Origin of the sequence: Paenibacillus dendritiformis (assembly GCF_945605565.1) — a bacterium.
GTDB classification, from domain to species: Bacteria; Bacillota; Bacilli; order Paenibacillales; family Paenibacillaceae; genus Paenibacillus_B; species Paenibacillus_B dendritiformis_A.
Window position 1 is genome coordinate 4159599 of the sequence record NZ_OX216966.1, and the last position, 13735, is coordinate 4173333.

At 55.7% G+C, this 13735-nt stretch carries 15 protein-coding genes; 6 read left to right on the forward strand and 9 right to left on the reverse strand.

Annotated features, from left to right (window positions below):
• Positions 1-13: 13 nt before the first annotated feature.
• From NNL35_RS18495 to NNL35_RS18525, 7 genes are all read right to left on the reverse strand, one after another.
• Positions 14-415 (reverse strand): VOC family protein, encoded by a 402-nt coding sequence (locus NNL35_RS18495; RefSeq protein ID WP_006675915.1) that lies wholly within the window; start codon positions 413-415, stop codon positions 14-16.
• Between the two features lie 138 nt (positions 416-553).
• On the reverse strand, positions 554-1693 hold the full coding sequence (locus NNL35_RS18500) for a TolB-like translocation protein (protein ID WP_006675914.1): 1140 nt from the start codon (positions 1691-1693) through the stop codon (positions 554-556).
• Between the two features lie 624 nt (positions 1694-2317).
• Entirely contained in the window at positions 2318-2548 is a 231-nt protein-coding gene (locus NNL35_RS18505) for a hypothetical protein (protein WP_006675913.1), read from the reverse strand.
• 313 nt (positions 2549-2861) lie between these two features.
• Positions 2862-3551 (reverse strand): LrgB family protein, encoded by a 690-nt coding sequence (locus NNL35_RS18510; RefSeq protein ID WP_006675912.1) that lies wholly within the window; start codon positions 3549-3551, stop codon positions 2862-2864.
• On the reverse strand, positions 3548-3934 hold the full coding sequence (locus NNL35_RS18515) for a CidA/LrgA family protein (protein ID WP_006675911.1): 387 nt from the start codon (positions 3932-3934) through the stop codon (positions 3548-3550). The genes NNL35_RS18510 and NNL35_RS18515 overlap by 4 nt, the downstream gene beginning before the upstream one ends.
• Positions 3935-4108: 174 nt before the next feature.
• Complete coding sequence (locus NNL35_RS18520; protein WP_006675910.1) at positions 4109-6688, reverse strand: flippase-like domain-containing protein; 2580 nt, start codon at positions 6686-6688, stop codon at positions 4109-4111.
• 98 nt (positions 6689-6786) lie between these two features.
• Positions 6787-7755, reverse strand: coding sequence for a tyrosine-type recombinase/integrase (locus tag NNL35_RS18525; protein WP_254553641.1), 969 nt, complete (start codon positions 7753-7755; stop codon positions 6787-6789).
• Positions 7756-8035: 280 nt separating this feature from the next.
• On the opposite strand from NNL35_RS18525, the gene NNL35_RS18530 reads away from it, so the two are divergent.
• Positions 8036-8572 (forward strand): superoxide dismutase family protein, encoded by a 537-nt coding sequence (locus NNL35_RS18530; protein ID WP_006675908.1) that lies wholly within the window; start codon positions 8036-8038, stop codon positions 8570-8572.
• Positions 8573-8710: 138 nt separating this feature from the next.
• On the opposite strand, the gene NNL35_RS18535 is transcribed toward NNL35_RS18530, so the two are convergent.
• A complete protein-coding gene (locus tag NNL35_RS18535; protein WP_138985615.1) occupies positions 8711-9190 on the reverse strand; it encodes a hypothetical protein in 480 nt (159 codons plus the stop codon).
• A gap of 356 nt (positions 9191-9546) precedes the next feature.
• Between NNL35_RS18535 and NNL35_RS18540 the strand changes: the two genes are divergently transcribed.
• Genes NNL35_RS18540 through NNL35_RS18550 form a run of 3 tightly spaced genes read left to right on the forward strand, consistent with a single transcriptional unit; the run spans position 9547 to position 11367 of the window.
• Entirely contained in the window at positions 9547-10197 is a 651-nt protein-coding gene (locus NNL35_RS18540; RefSeq protein ID WP_006675906.1) for a phosphatase PAP2 family protein, read from the forward strand.
• Positions 10194-10766 carry a class I SAM-dependent methyltransferase gene (locus NNL35_RS18545; RefSeq protein WP_006675905.1) on the forward strand — a complete coding sequence of 191 codons (573 nt, stop codon included), beginning with the start codon at positions 10194-10196 and terminating at the stop codon, positions 10764-10766. Before NNL35_RS18540 ends, NNL35_RS18545 begins: the two co-directional genes overlap by 4 nt.
• On the forward strand, positions 10756-11367 hold the full coding sequence (locus tag NNL35_RS18550; RefSeq protein WP_006675904.1) for a DedA family protein: 612 nt from the start codon (positions 10756-10758) through the stop codon (positions 11365-11367). Before NNL35_RS18545 ends, NNL35_RS18550 begins: the two co-directional genes overlap by 11 nt.
• A 73-nt stretch (positions 11368-11440) precedes the next feature.
• Here NNL35_RS18550 and NNL35_RS18555 read toward each other — a convergent pair whose 3' ends face one another.
• Positions 11441-12331: an aminoglycoside phosphotransferase family protein gene (locus tag NNL35_RS18555; RefSeq protein WP_006675903.1), complete on the reverse strand. Its 891-nt coding sequence runs from the start codon at positions 12329-12331 to the stop codon at positions 11441-11443.
• Positions 12332-12434: 103 nt separating this feature from the next.
• On the opposite strand from NNL35_RS18555, the gene NNL35_RS18560 reads away from it, so the two are divergent.
• Positions 12435-12914: a DUF2243 domain-containing protein gene (locus NNL35_RS18560; protein WP_006675902.1), complete on the forward strand. Its 480-nt coding sequence runs from the start codon at positions 12435-12437 to the stop codon at positions 12912-12914.
• Positions 12915-12929: 15 nt separating this feature from the next.
• Positions 12930-13727, forward strand: coding sequence for a cytochrome c oxidase assembly protein (locus NNL35_RS18565; protein ID WP_006675901.1), 798 nt, complete (start codon positions 12930-12932; stop codon positions 13725-13727).
• Positions 13728-13735 lie beyond the last annotated feature (8 nt).

The following is a 13735-nucleotide window of genomic DNA, read 5'->3' on the forward strand; positions in this document are numbered from 1 at the left end:
GATCCCGATAATTTTATCCGTTGTTGGCCAGGTTCAGCTGCCAGGAGACGCCGAATTTGTCATTCACCCAACCGAATTTCTTGCTCGCCGGCGAAGGAGCCAACGGCATCAGCACTTCCCCGCCATCCGACAACTTGGCGTACAGCTCATCGATTTCCTGCTCGGTCTCGCAGTTCACGAACAGCGACATCGAAGGCGTGAAGGCGAACTCATGCTTTATGCTGCTGTCGATGCACATGAAGGTCTGTCCGTTCAGCGCAAAGACCGCGTGCAGCACTTTCCCTTCCTGGCCTCCCCCACTGCCGTCATGGCGAACGAGGCTTACAATCTCTCCATCTGAAAACAACGAGATGTAGAAATTCATTGCCTCTTCAGCCTGTCCCTCGAACATAAAAAAGGTCGTAATTTTTTGCATCCCAAGTCATCTCCATTTCTCAATCGGATTCATATTAGCTTGCGGAGGGCCGCGGCAATCCATTCCGGCACTGACTGCCTGCATGCCAAAAAAACGCCCCAACCACGTTGAGGCGTTCCGCTCATCCAAGATGCTGCTTCATGATTGAATTTCTTGAACCTGAACCGACTTATAACCGAGCTTGCCGATGATCTCCGGCGTCATATACAGCGATCCTTCCTGCAGCAGACTGTTGCCGCTGTTCAGCACGACCGACTTGCTTCCATTCGTAACCTTAAACCGGTAGTCGGGAGCCTTCGCCGGCAGCTTCGCTATGCTCCAGCCGAGGCTCTCGGCGAGCGGCTTCAGCGGAATGCGCATCTGCCCCTGCTCCTCGAACGCGACAGGCACGCCGACCTTCGCATTGTCAAGCACCACCGTATAAGCCGCGCGGACCTTCACCGGCAGCTTCTCGACCGGAATCGCATCCAGGTCGAAATCCTCGGGAAGATCGGCCGTCGCGTCTCTCGCTTCCGCCGGCTTCGGCAAATACGTCTCCGCTTCCGCCCAATCCTTGATCGGCTTCGATACGCCCTTGTTCAAGTCGTACAGGAACAGCGGCCGCTCCGGCTTGTTCTCCGAGTAGACGATCAGGCCGGAATCCGGGTGAATCCCCCTCAGATTGCCGTGCACCACTCTTTCCGTCTTGCCGTTCGCCGGGTTATAGACGAAAATTACTTCCTGCTTCGCTTTCTCGCTGATGTGGCTGTATACGATGCGGTTGTCATGCAGCCAGGTGGCCTGCGCCTGTTGATTCGTTTGCAGCCACTCTTTCGTCGCGCCTGTTTTATTATTTTTCAACAGATAACTGTATACCGGTTTTCTTCCACCCTGCTCGCCGGTGACGGTATATTTGCGCTGATGCAGGCCCCATTCGCCGTTCGGCGAAGTTTCGAACCATTTACCCTTCACCACTTCTTGATCATTCGGGTCGAACGCATACTGCATCCCGCCTTCCACACTGTCCTGATATGTAGTGTCCAGCAGCGGCTCGTTCTGTTCCGCAGCCGTATACATGCGGCGAATCTTCTCGTCCCATCGCTTCCATTGCCCATCCGTCGTCTTGACGACGACGCGCTGATCGAAGCCTTTGTCGTCTGTCCGTGTTACGTTATAATAGATCGCTCCGGTATTCGGATCCCGGAACGCCTCTTCCGCAGAATAGTTGCCGGCTGCCCCGGCGATCGTAGGGAGACTTAGTCCAAGCAGTATTCCCCATGCCCATAACGTTGCTTTCATTCAGCTTCAGCTCCTTTATGTAAAATAATACGCGCCACCCCCCGATCAGTTTCTGATCTTTAAGAAAAATGATGACACGTCACCTACTATTTACCCGGTACGGCCGCGGCAGAAACATCCGCCCGCAAAAAAATCAAGCTTCTTCACATTCATGCAGGCACCAGTTTCCCTAGCCCATAAAAATAGGGGCTGTCCCATCAGCAGTGTTTCCGCTGCAGTGATGAGACAACCCCCTCATTCTACAAGCTTGACTTGCAGAAATAATGCAAAAATACAGCTTTCCATTATGAGGTGTCGCCCGTGAGAGGGATTCCTGTAAAAGTGCAGGAATTTCTAGCTTTGCCATAGATAGAAAACAAAAATCGGCGAGAATAATGCACTTTTACAGGAATTTAATCAAATATGGCCACAAATAGCGTAAATTCCTGCATTCACGCAGGATTTTCATTTCACCAGCTCCGTCACACAGCCTCGTCTCAACCTGTCCATATTCCGTCGTTTTTCCTCCCGCCATCTTCCTGCTTCTATTTATCTGTACATCCCGCCTTGCCCCGCATCCTTGCGCACAGCCTATGGAACACCCTCAATGATGCGACAAAGCTCCCTCTCACGCCTTCCGCCATGCTAAGCGGTTCGCGCTTCGTCCGGTTCACGGTACGCCCTTAACGATTCATTGATAATGGCCTGAATGAAGGCATCCTCGATCTCCGGGAGCAATGACACCGCATATGCCCACGCATTCTCTTCGATCCGGAGCGCGATCCGCCGGATATCCGCCGGGCTGCGGCCCATATCCATCGCTGCGGACAGCCTCTCCAGATCTCCGTCCGCGGCATGGCCCAGCTCATGGGCCACGACGACGGCGAAATAATCCTCGGCCCGGTCAAGCGAGCCGAATAACTGGGCGCATTGCGCCCCGCGATGACTTCAGAATACATCGTAATCGCGCCGGCATTCATGCTGTACTTGCCGCCGACAAGACGATTTCCTGGGAACCGCCGCTCAATCGAGATCGTAACCGGCAGGCCGGAACGTTCGAGCAGCCGCCATGCGATCAGCTCCATTTTCCCCTTTTCCAATGCTCTTCCCCGTCTCCTTTTCCCGCAAGCTGCATCCTATTAAAAGTCAATGCCCGCCAAAAACAAGCCGCCAAAAGAAGGACTGCGAATTACAAAAATAAATAGAGCGGAATGAACAGCACCGATGTAATCAGACCGGCCAGCCCCATCGCCAGGCCGCTGAATGTGCCCTGCATCTCCGATTCAGCCAGGCTGCGCGAGGTGCCGAAGCCGTGGGCGGCCGTTCCCATCGCCAAGCCGAGCGAGACATTATCCTTGATCCCTGTCCGCCGGAGGAACAGCATCCCGAACATGCTGCCGATGACGCCCGTGAAGACGGTGAAGACGGCAGACAGCTCGGGCATGCCGCCGAGCGTGCGCGAGATCTCTACGGCGATGGGAGAGCTGACCGACTTCGGAAGCATGCTCAGCACGACGTCGCGCGCCCCATCGAGACTGACCATCAGCGCAGCCACGCTGACGACGCCGACGAGAGAGCCGCATGTAATCGAGAGTACAATCGCCTTGAACTGCCGCTTCACGATATGCCGGTGCTTGTAAATAGGAACCCCGAGCGCGACAGTGGCCGGCCCGAGAAGAAGCGACAGCATATCGGCGCCCACCTGATAATCGCTCAGCGGAATGCCGCCAATCCAGAGGAATCCGATCAGGACGATGGAACAGAACAGAATCGGATGCACCCAGGATACCCGGGAGTGAATCAGCCGGGCCAGCGCATAGACGACGATCGTGGCGGCGATGCCGAACAATGGTTGATGCGACCATATCACATCGGTCATGCCGTCTCCTCCTTCCCGTTCACTCGAACTTCCTGGCGGGTGGGCTTCTGCACGGGCTTCTGCAGCTTCGCGGCGGTGAAGCCGGTCACCCACAGGACGAGCAGCGTACTGCCGACAATGCCTGCGGCAATGCTCCATCCATGCGATTCAAGCACGGGAAGGAAGGCGATGACACCCACGACATAAGGAATGAAGAATAAGAGCATATGGTCAAGCAGGAACTGGGCCGACTGCTCCACCCATTCGAGCTTCACCCAGCCGAAGCCGAGCGAGATCAAAAATAAGATGAGACCAATGACGTTCCCCGGAAGCGGCAGATGAAGCAGCGCATGCAATCCGGTCCCCACAAGATGAAATCCAAGCAAAATCGCAAATCCAAGCATACAAAAACCACCCTTTAACGTCTACCGATGATGTCTTTTCTTTACCATTGTAGCAAAGCAGCCTCGAACCGCCCAGGGGCAGATGCAGGTGGAAAGCGGCGTTGTAAGCGGTTTTCTCCATAAAAAAAGACCGGGAGGCGCTCCCAGTCCTTTTGAGTGATTTTCATAAAGGTTTCATTGCCTGCCGCCGGACGGTCCCTTCCGCACCTGGCTCAGCGATCGCGTGATGCGCCATATCGTCCAGTTCATCTGCCGCTGCTTCAGGAAAGCGATATATTGCGGTTCCCAGACGACCGGCCCGAACGCTTCCCATAAGGCGCGCTGCTGCGACAGCGGATACAGATCGCGAATGCGGCGGAATATCGCGGTGGCGGCCCGCTCGGACCAGAGGCGCGGAGCCCGGTTCGTCTCCACATGGGAGAGCGGAACGAGGCCGGATACGAGCCGGACGCAATGATGGCGCTGCCCTTGCCACAGCAGCAGATCGCGCAGCTGGCCAAGCGGCTCTTCATGCTCGGGACGCGCCACGCTGAATCGGGTACGGATATCCTCGACAATCATCGCCTTCCCGGCCGGGTGAATGCGGTAGACGGCATATCCGATGCAGCGATCCGGTTCGCCATGCAGCAAAAGCAGCCGCAGATCCGGGTCCTCTGTACATAACAGGCGCCGGAGCGAAGCCAGATATCCCGGCGGCACCGCCTCGTACTGATGCTGGACGACATGCGTCAGCTCCCGAAGGCGCTGCGCATCGAGCGGCAGCGGCAGCAGCTCATGCTGCGCATGGGGCAGGCTGATGCGGGCACCGGGAATATCGAAGCACGCACGCTCCCCCATCTTGAAAAAATCATTGCCGAAATCATGCAGCATCGGCATCTCTTCCACGCTTGCCTGCAGGAACACGATATCGAGGCCGTAGCGATCCGCTTGCTCGTACAGGTCGGCCAGCGACAGCTGCATCGCTTCCGGATGACGCCGGGACGGCGGACATCCGAACAGAATCGCTCTCCGGTTCCGAACCAGGAACGGGAGCGGGAGCTTGCCGGTGCTGGCATTGAAGACCCGCTTGCCGGGCAAGCGGCGGTACAGCCAGCCATTCGGTCCCTGGAGGAGCGCATCATCCTCCGGAATCCAGGCTCGCCCGAGCGGCTCCCGCAGATGGCGCTCGAAGGCGAAATAAGCGATCGAGTACAGGAGCAGCGCGGTCACAAGCCCCGTCAGCAGCGTCGTCGTAAATTGAGCGTAGCTCAATGTGACGCTGGCATACGCCGGCTCGAGATGAATCTCGCCGAGCAGATACCCCATAAGCGCGTAGCTGAGCAGGAACAGGGTCATCAAGATGCCGGTGACGATAATCGTCGCCTTCGTGAGCGGGTAACGGTAGCGGTTGAACTGCGAACGCAGCAGCACGAGGACGAGAATCATCCCGGCCAGCCACAGCGTATGGCGAATCGTCGTCCCGAGCAGGAACGTCAATACCGTACATAGGCCGAGCGACAGCAATGTCACGAAATAGGCCCGGATCGTCCGTTCGAACAGCCCCTTGAGCATAACCATCATCAAAATGCTCGCCCCCAGCACGATTCCGTTCACCAGCGGGTAGAAATCCCCATGATCGCCGTAGATCAGCGGCAGCAGGAACGCGCTCCGCTCCCATTCCGGCACGGTGAGCGTGTAGAGAGCCAGAAAAAACGAGGTCATGAACATCAGAATGACGACCGACCAGGAGGACAGTGAATTCCACAGCGAGCGCTGTATGAACCAGATGATGCTTCCGGTCTCAATATAGGAGCCGATCGTCGGATGATCCTCGAACCGCTTCACGGCCACGCCGCCGAATTCGAAGGCGGCGAAGATAAGCCCCAAGGCAAAAGGAATGAAATAATAGACAATGCGGTACAGCAGCAAGGCCGTGAAGACGGTGCTGTCGGCCACGCCAATCGCCTGCAGCCCGATCAGATATGTAATATCAAAGGTTCCGAAGCCGCCGGGAACCATGCTGATCAGTCCCGCTATCGCGCTCACGGTGAACACGCCGATCACCTCGGGATACGTGACGTCGCTGCCCAGCAGATATAAGATCAGGTAAGCGACTGACCCTGCCGCCAGCCATTCGGCGAACGAGACGAGCGTATAGCCCAAGGTAATCTTCGCATTGGCATGCCGCCGCCCCTTCCATTGCGAGAATAGGATATACGCCGGGAAGAATAGCGCCACCCCGATTAGCGTGATCCAGAGCCACCCTTTGACGGCGAGCAGGCTGTATGCGGGAAAAATGCCAAGCATAACGAGAATGCCAAGAATCGACAATCCGCTAATCATCGACGGAGCCATCCACGCGATCGCCAGCAGCAGGCGTCCCACTTCTCCCACCGACTCGCGGTAAAGAATCGTCCTCACGCCGACGCCGGCAATGCCGCCGAAGCCGAAGATGCCGTTGAATGTGTTGGCGATCCAGGAGACCCGGAACACCTTCCCCCAGCGCAACGGCACCCGGATGGAGCGCAGCAGCAGCACATCATAGAAAAACATGCAGGAAACGGCCAGGCCGCCGGCAACAATTAAACCCGTAAAATAATCCCCGGACAACAAACGGATCGCATGCAGCGATTTTTTGATCGAGAAATGAGCCAATTCCTTCTGGCCCTGGAAGATGACAAAAACAATAACAGCGATCGGGAACACAATTTTTAAGATATTCATCAGCCTTTTGTTCCGCAGCAAGGCTTGCGCGCGCAGCTTGATCGAATTCATCGTGTTCCTCCTCCCGGATGATAGTTTACATAATATATATTATGTCCTTAATTGATAGCGAGGCCGAATCCGGTGCGGAGTTTTCATCACTCTGTTCCTTATCCGTTATTTCCATCATGCTCGATTTCCGTTCCCTTCATTCTTATATAAGGAAGCAATCGCTCGACCGCTTCCTGCTTCTGCTTATCGGAGACATGCGTATAGACTGTCGTCGTCTGAATCGAGGCATGTCCGAGCATATCCTGCACGGTGCGGATATCCGCGCCGCTTCGGAGCAGCAGGGTCGCGAACGAGTGGCGCAGCTTGTGACAGGAATAGGATCGCCCGCGCCCCGTCGTTATGACGCCATCATCCGCAGTCAATCCTTCGAACGCCTGCTCCGCGATATATTGAATGTTGCGGATGGACAGCCGGCGTCCTTTTTGCGAGATGAACAGCGCTTCCTCGCCTGCTCGCCACGGCGTCAACCGCTCTTCCAGGGCGAGTTGGAGCTGCTCCGCGACCGCAGCCGGAAGCGGCACAGTCCGCCATTTGCGACCTTTCCCGAGCACCTCCAGCGTCTGCCGCTCCGGGTGATAATCGCCCACATTCAGCCGGTGCACCTCCCCTACCCGCAGGCCGGCATAGGCCATCAGCATTAAAATGGCGAGATTCCGGTTATAGTATTTGCCCCTCGCGTGCGTCAGCACCTTTCGCAGCTGTTCCGGCTCCAAATAGACGGGGGCCCGGTTCATCTCCGTCTTCGACTTCTTCACGCCGAGCGCGGGATTGACGCTTGTCCATTCCAGTTCGTTCAGCGCCCGATAGAAGCTGGTCAACGCGCAATGTTTGCGGTTCCGGGTCGAATCGCTGACGCCGGAAGCCTTGACCTGAGCGAAGAATGCCAACACCTGCATCTTCGTCACTTCCTCGATGGGCTTGCCGTTCAGCGTGCGCAGGAACTGTCTCACATCGCCTATGTAATTGCGCTGCGTATATTCGGTATAACCCGCATTGGCCATCCATAAACGGAATCCTTCCAGCGGCTCTTCATACAGCGCGGTTAGTTCATGACGGGTCAGATTCATTGCTGATCTATACTCCTTTATCGTCATTCCGCAGCGTCCAAATAACTGCGTATAATGATTATTATACGCAGTTTCTGTTCAGAAGCGCAAACTTCGACAGGCAAAGGCGAATGATCATGAACTTTTCGGCTCTATTTTCCCTTTTTTATGATCATTCTGTATTTTTTGCCGCAATGCAATGATTGAACAAATATGGATGCTGCTGCGCATGCGATTGTTATCTTTTTCTAATTATTGTGACACACTACTAATAACGCCGGTATCTAACAAGGAGGTCACAATGAAAAAACTTGCGTTCGTATGTATGCTGGGAAGCGCTCTGCTCATCAGCGCCTGTGGCTCCCAAGCGGCATCCGCCGAAGAAAAAGCGCCATCGGCCGCTGTCAATATGATCAACAGCAAAGGCGAGCAAATCGGAACAGCGAATCTTGTCCAGATTGGAGACAAGGTGCAGATAACGCTCCAGGCCCACAGTCTGCCGCCAGGGCCCCATGGTTTCCACTTCCATGCCGCTGGCCGATGCGAAGGGCCGGATTTCAAGACCGCGGAAGCTCACTTCAATCCGAAGCACAAGCATCACGGCTTCAATAATCCACAAGGGTTCCATGCCGGCGATCTGCCGAACATCGAGGTCGGCGGAGACGGCAAGGTCCAGGTTACGCTGTCGACGACAGCCGTTACGCTTGTGCAAGGCAAGCCGAACTCGCTTATCCGTCCGGGCGGCACGTCCTTAATTATCCACGAGAAAGCGGATGACTATAGTACCGATCCGGCCGGGAATTCGGGCGACCGCATCGCCTGCGGAGCCATTAATTAGCAAGTCCACTATCCGCCGATTTCGTATACGGGCAGGAACCTGTCAACGCCAGGCAGGCCTATGTATTTGAGGCTGTCCGGCCTGTATAATGAAAGACAATCTGCTGACAACACCGGTATATGCCGGTGTTGTTTGTTTTCAAAGCTTAACCTTACTCCCTTGCAGATCCGTACTGATTCTCACGGAATCTCCGTTCTTCTTCAGATGGCATACTACCTTGCCGGCTGTTCTTGCTTCCAGACGCCGGGAATAGAACCGCTTCCCCTGCGACTCTTCCTTCAGCTCCCGCAGCAGCTTAAGGTACGACGCGGAATGGGGCGCGGGGAACCAGGGAATAATTTCCGCATAGAGCAGCCGGCAATCATTCGGGCACAGCCGCGACTTTATTGAATTCACAAATGGATAAGAAGCAAGCTCCCTCCACAGACTCTCCCATGACTTGCAAGTAATCGGATAATAGGCAAATTCAATCCAGCCGTCCCGCGTCAAGGTCGTTTCCCCGTCATAGAACACGAATGCATCACCGGGTTGGACAAGACCGGAATACACTTTCGCCCATTCTTTTTGACGCGGCTGCACCTGGCGAACGGCATGCCGCAAGCTTGCGAAGCATTTCATTGGCATCCCCGCTTTCCCTCTGACTGTCGAATCCTTTCCGAACCTTTCGAAAATCAGCCTTCTTCTCATCAGAAATAACACTTCAGCGGGCGCAAGCGGGACATTGAAGGCACTGCTTCCAATGCTGCTATCCTCGATGTATATCGGGCTGCCCTCCGGCGCGGCTTTCATCTTTAGAAATCATTCAGAATTTCTTCAGCGGGATCTTAACTCTGTCGGATACGATAAGAGCATCAGGAAGAGGCGGGAGAGTGCGGCCGGACTCGCTTTCCTCTCCTTCAACAGCGAATGCTTGGATGATCCCCGCTTGTTCGGGGAACCTTAGGGTACATCATATAGGTTAGGAAGGGATTGTTATGAGACAGAATACAACGCGGAACCAATACAGACCCTTGCTCTGGATGCTGGCCATCCCCGTGTTGAACATTTTCTACGGAATTCAGAACAGGCCCGGGCCGAACACTTACTCGCTGACCACCGGCTGGGATGATCGCATTCCTTTCGTATCGGCATTCATCATTCCCTATATCAGCTGGTATCCCTTTATCGTGCTAACGCTGATTTTTCTGTTTCGCCGACGGCCCTCCGTCTATTATCGAACGCTGCTGGCGCTCTGTCTTGGACTGGTCCTTTGCTATTTGACCTACTTTTTCTTCCAGACCATGGTAGCGCGGCCGGACATTGAAGGCACGGGATTGTTCGATACGCTGGTCAAAATCATCTATTGGACAGATAGGCCCTACAACTGCTTCCCCAGCATCCATGTCCTGACGAGCTGTCTCATGTACAGAAGCTCGTTTGTGTTCCGGCCGAGGACGCGCCATTTCGTCCGCTTCGCCGCCGTGGTCATTATTTTGTCTACGCTTTTTGTGAAGCAGCATGTGATAGCCGATCTGTTCGCCGGCTGGTTCGTCGCCGTCTTCACGTACTGGATGGCCGGAGTCATCCTCGCCTCAGGGGCGAACTACCGGGAATTACTCAAGAAAAGGAGACAAGAGCAATCATGATACACGAAAAACAGTTATTTTTGCAAAAATTCATTCATCAGCCAAAACAAATCGGGAGCATTATTCCAAGCTCAACGCTGCTCGCCCGCACCATGACCGATGCCGTTCCATGGGAACAGGTGAGGTATGCGGCAGAGCTGGGCGCCGGCACGGGGGCTATTACGGATCGTATCCGGCAGGTTGCGGCTCCTTCTGCGATGGTGTTTTTATTCGAGCAGGATCAGATTATGCGCGAGCTGCTGGCCAGCAACTATCCCGCTTTTTTATGTTACCCGAGCGCGGAAGAGATGCTAACGGTTATCCGCAAGCATGGCGTCTCTCATCTGGACTGCATTTTGAGCGGCCTGCCCTTCTTCAATTTCCCGCAGACGGTGCGTGATCAGATCCTCGGCCAGATCGAGACCTCGCTCGCGCCTGGAGGATGGTTCGTCGCCTTTCAATATTCGCTTCAGATGAAAAAGCAGCTGGCGGCGCGCTTCGAAATCGAAGATATGAAGTTCGTTCTGCTCAACCTGCCCCCTGCCTTCGTATACGTTTGCCGAACAAAGAGCAATCTCCATGAATGCTGATCTTCTGCTGCATTGGATCGGGCAATTCGGATATGCCGCTTTATTCTTCGCGCTTTGGCTCGGCATCGTCGGGATGCCGGTTCCTGACGAAGTGATCGTCATGACGGGCGGAGCCGTCTCGGGCATGAATATTCTGCTCCCGCTGCCCGCCTTCGTCCTGACCTATCTCGGCGTCGTGTCCGGCTTGTCGGTCGGATTCGTGATTGGGAGAGGCGTCGGCGTCCCGATTCTGGAGCGGCTCCGGCGCAGAAGCCGAATGGAGCGTTATCTCGAGGCAGCCGAAGGCTTGATTCGAAAATATGGCAGCCTTGCGATCTGCCTCAGTTATTTTCTTCCTGTCGTCCGGCACGTCATCCCGTATCTGGTCGGCGTGAACAGGATGACATTCAAGCGGTATGCCCTATATGCCTATTCGGCCGGCTTTGTATGGACGCTGCTGTTCTTCAGTATAGGGTGGGCATTGGGGAGCCGGGTGGAAGCCGTCGGAGAACTGCTGTACCAATACGGCCTCTATGCCGCGGCCTTGATCATGGTTGCCGGGAGTGTGTATTGGATCGTGAGGCATGCCTGGAACAAGAGGTTGAATGAGCCAGGCGGATAAATGGCTAATGGGGGACACACGGGAGGCGGCTCCGGCCGGCGCTGAAGAGAGCGGACTCTGACGGCCGCTCTCTTCAGCGGCCGAGGCATCGGTCGATGACTCTGTCGAAATGCTCCATCGTCGCCATGCTCTGGCGGCAATACCGGCTTGTCCGTTCGTTCACGCCATGATACCGGACGACGGCCACGCTTCCGCGAACGATCCAGAGGTGAATCTGTTCCCGCAACCGGTCCAGATCCAGCGGTTCCGCGTTCGCCGCATATCCGCGGCAGAAGTCTTCCAATCGGGTGACCGCCTCCTCTACGCTCGCATGGCCCCCTGCCGTCGACACAAGCGCCGCGGCCGCGTCGAAATGGCGGTCGCCCAAGCGGACCTCGCCGAAATCGATGATATAGATTCGTCCCTTCCGCAGAAGCAGGTTCCAGGCGCCCAGGTCGCCATGGATATAACCGGTAATCTTCCCGGCATGGCCGAGACATCGCTCCACCGGCTCCTTGAGCAGCCGAATGACAGCGTCCCTGGCATGCGATGCGGACGCCTCGTCCCACATGCGCCGCAAATCAAAGCGATCTCTCTGCCCGGTTAGCCTCCGGATATCTGTCATGGACCTCTCGAAGAGCGATAACGTCTTACCCAGTTCGACATCATTCCAGCGCTCGCCATCCGGTTCATGCTCGACGAACCGCTGCAGATTATAGCAGGCATCCTCCAACTTAAAGTAAGGGAGACCATCCTTCGTAACAAGCACCTCCGGAGCGATATCAAGCGGCCTGAGCCGCCGGGAAATTTCATACTCGGTTCGCCCTTGCTCCGCGTCTCTTAGCCTGCGCAATATATATCGGCCCGTATCGGTCGTGACGAGCTTGGCATCTGAGGTCGTACCTTGCGCCACAGGTTCGATCCGCTCCCAACGTCCTATCGCATAGTGGTCAGCAAGACGGCCGAACCGGGAATCGATAATCATATGTCATGCACACCTCCTGATCGGGAAACCTGCCGCTTCGGTTATGCCGGCGGCAAAATGGAAATATTGAAGACAAGATCATGCAAAATCCAAAGGAGATAATATGGAAGCGAAACAAATCAGACCGGCTTCATCCCAGCCCCTCTCCTCCGCTTCGAGACGAAATGTCTGGTCAGGCATCCTGTTCGGTCTCGGATTGGTCGGTTTTTTGGATGACACGGTCTTTCACCAATTATTGCATTGGCACCATTTCTATGACAAGTCCACGACCGGCATCGGGTTATTCTCGGATGGCCTGTTCCATGCCTTCAGTTGGTTCGCTACGATCGGGAGCTCGTTCATGCTGGTCGCTTTGCACCGGCAAAGAGCTTGGCAGGCAGGCCTGTGGTGGGGCGGCGTGCTGCTGGGCGGCGGCGCATTCCAATTATACGACGGAATCATTCAGCACAAGCTGATGCGCCTTCACCAGATTCGGTACGTAGACAATGTGTACATCTATGATTGGATCTGGAATATCATCGCAGCAGCCATGATCATCGCCGGCGTTATTCTCCTCATTCGCGGACGCCGGACATCAGAATAGGAAGGATGGTTTCGATTGCCTTCTCATCATCATCTTGACAGCGGCTGGACGCTTGAACTGTGGGTAACCGGATTGTGGGCGCTCCTGGCGTTACTGTACAGTGCGGCTGCGGTCATATCCGGCCGCAAGCACAAGCCGTGGCCGCTGCATCGTCATCTCTGCTGGCACGCGGGACTCGCCTGCGCCGCTGCTGCGATCGCCGGACCGATCGCCGAACGCGCGCATGACGATTTCACGGCGCATATGATCGGCCATCTGCTGCTGGGCATGCTGGCCCCGCTCCTAATCGCGCTGGCCTCCCCGATGCGGCTTCTCCTGAGAACGCTGCCTGTCGCCTATTCGCGCCGGATTGCCCGTATCCTGAAGAGCCGCCCCATACGACTGCTGCATGATCCAGTGATTGCCGCCGTACTCAATGTGGGAGGATTATGGGCCCTCTATACGACGGACATCTACTCATGGATGCAGCATCATGTCAGCGTGCATGCACTCGTTCACCTGCATCTTTTTCTCGCCGGGTATCTGTTCACCGTGTCCATCGTCTATATCGATCCGACACCTTACCGGACAAACCTCATGTACCGCGCGATCGTGCTAGTGACCGCGATGGGCGGGCATGCCGTCTTGTCCAAGTATATTTATGCCCGTCCGCCTGCAGGCGTGCCCGCGGCGCAAGCCGAGGCAGGCAGCATGCTAATGTACTACGGCGGCGACGCGATCGAGATTATGCTCGTCTCGCTGTTTTGCTGGCAATGGTTCAAGGCGGCCCGTCCCCGAATGCTATTCCCTGAACAACTCCTTCATCGGAAATAACCTCCAAT

Excerpts from the sequence above, each read along its gene's own strand:
- NNL35_RS18495 (WP_006675915.1), bottom strand. The coding sequence starts at position 415 with ATGCAAAAAATTACGACCTTTTTTATGTTCGAGGGACAGGCTGAAGAG.
- NNL35_RS18500 (WP_006675914.1), bottom strand. The coding sequence starts at position 1,693 with ATGAAAGCAACGTTATGGGCATGGGGAATACTGCTTGGACTAAGTCTC.
- NNL35_RS18510 (WP_006675912.1), bottom strand. The coding sequence starts at position 3,551 with ATGACCGATGTGATATGGTCGCATCAACCATTGTTCGGCATCGCCGCC.
- NNL35_RS18515 (WP_006675911.1), bottom strand. The coding sequence starts at position 3,934 with ATGCTTGGATTTGCGATTTTGCTTGGATTTCATCTTGTGGGGACCGGA.
- NNL35_RS18520 (WP_006675910.1), bottom strand. The coding sequence starts at position 6,688 with ATGAATTCGATCAAGCTGCGCGCGCAAGCCTTGCTGCGGAACAAAAGG.
- NNL35_RS18525 (WP_254553641.1), bottom strand. The coding sequence starts at position 7,755 with ATGAATCTGACCCGTCATGAACTAACCGCGCTGTATGAAGAGCCGCTG.
- NNL35_RS18530 (WP_006675908.1), top strand. The coding sequence starts at position 8,036 with ATGAAAAAACTTGCGTTCGTATGTATGCTGGGAAGCGCTCTGCTCATC.
- NNL35_RS18535 (WP_138985615.1), bottom strand. The coding sequence starts at position 9,190 with ATGAAATGCTTCGCAAGCTTGCGGCATGCCGTTCGCCAGGTGCAGCCG.
- NNL35_RS18540 (WP_006675906.1), top strand. The coding sequence starts at position 9,547 with ATGAGACAGAATACAACGCGGAACCAATACAGACCCTTGCTCTGGATG.
- NNL35_RS18545 (WP_006675905.1), top strand. The coding sequence starts at position 10,194 with ATGATACACGAAAAACAGTTATTTTTGCAAAAATTCATTCATCAGCCA.
- NNL35_RS18550 (WP_006675904.1), top strand. The coding sequence starts at position 10,756 with ATGAATGCTGATCTTCTGCTGCATTGGATCGGGCAATTCGGATATGCC.
- NNL35_RS18555 (WP_006675903.1), bottom strand. The coding sequence starts at position 12,331 with ATGATTATCGATTCCCGGTTCGGCCGTCTTGCTGACCACTATGCGATA.
- NNL35_RS18560 (WP_006675902.1), top strand. The coding sequence starts at position 12,435 with ATGGAAGCGAAACAAATCAGACCGGCTTCATCCCAGCCCCTCTCCTCC.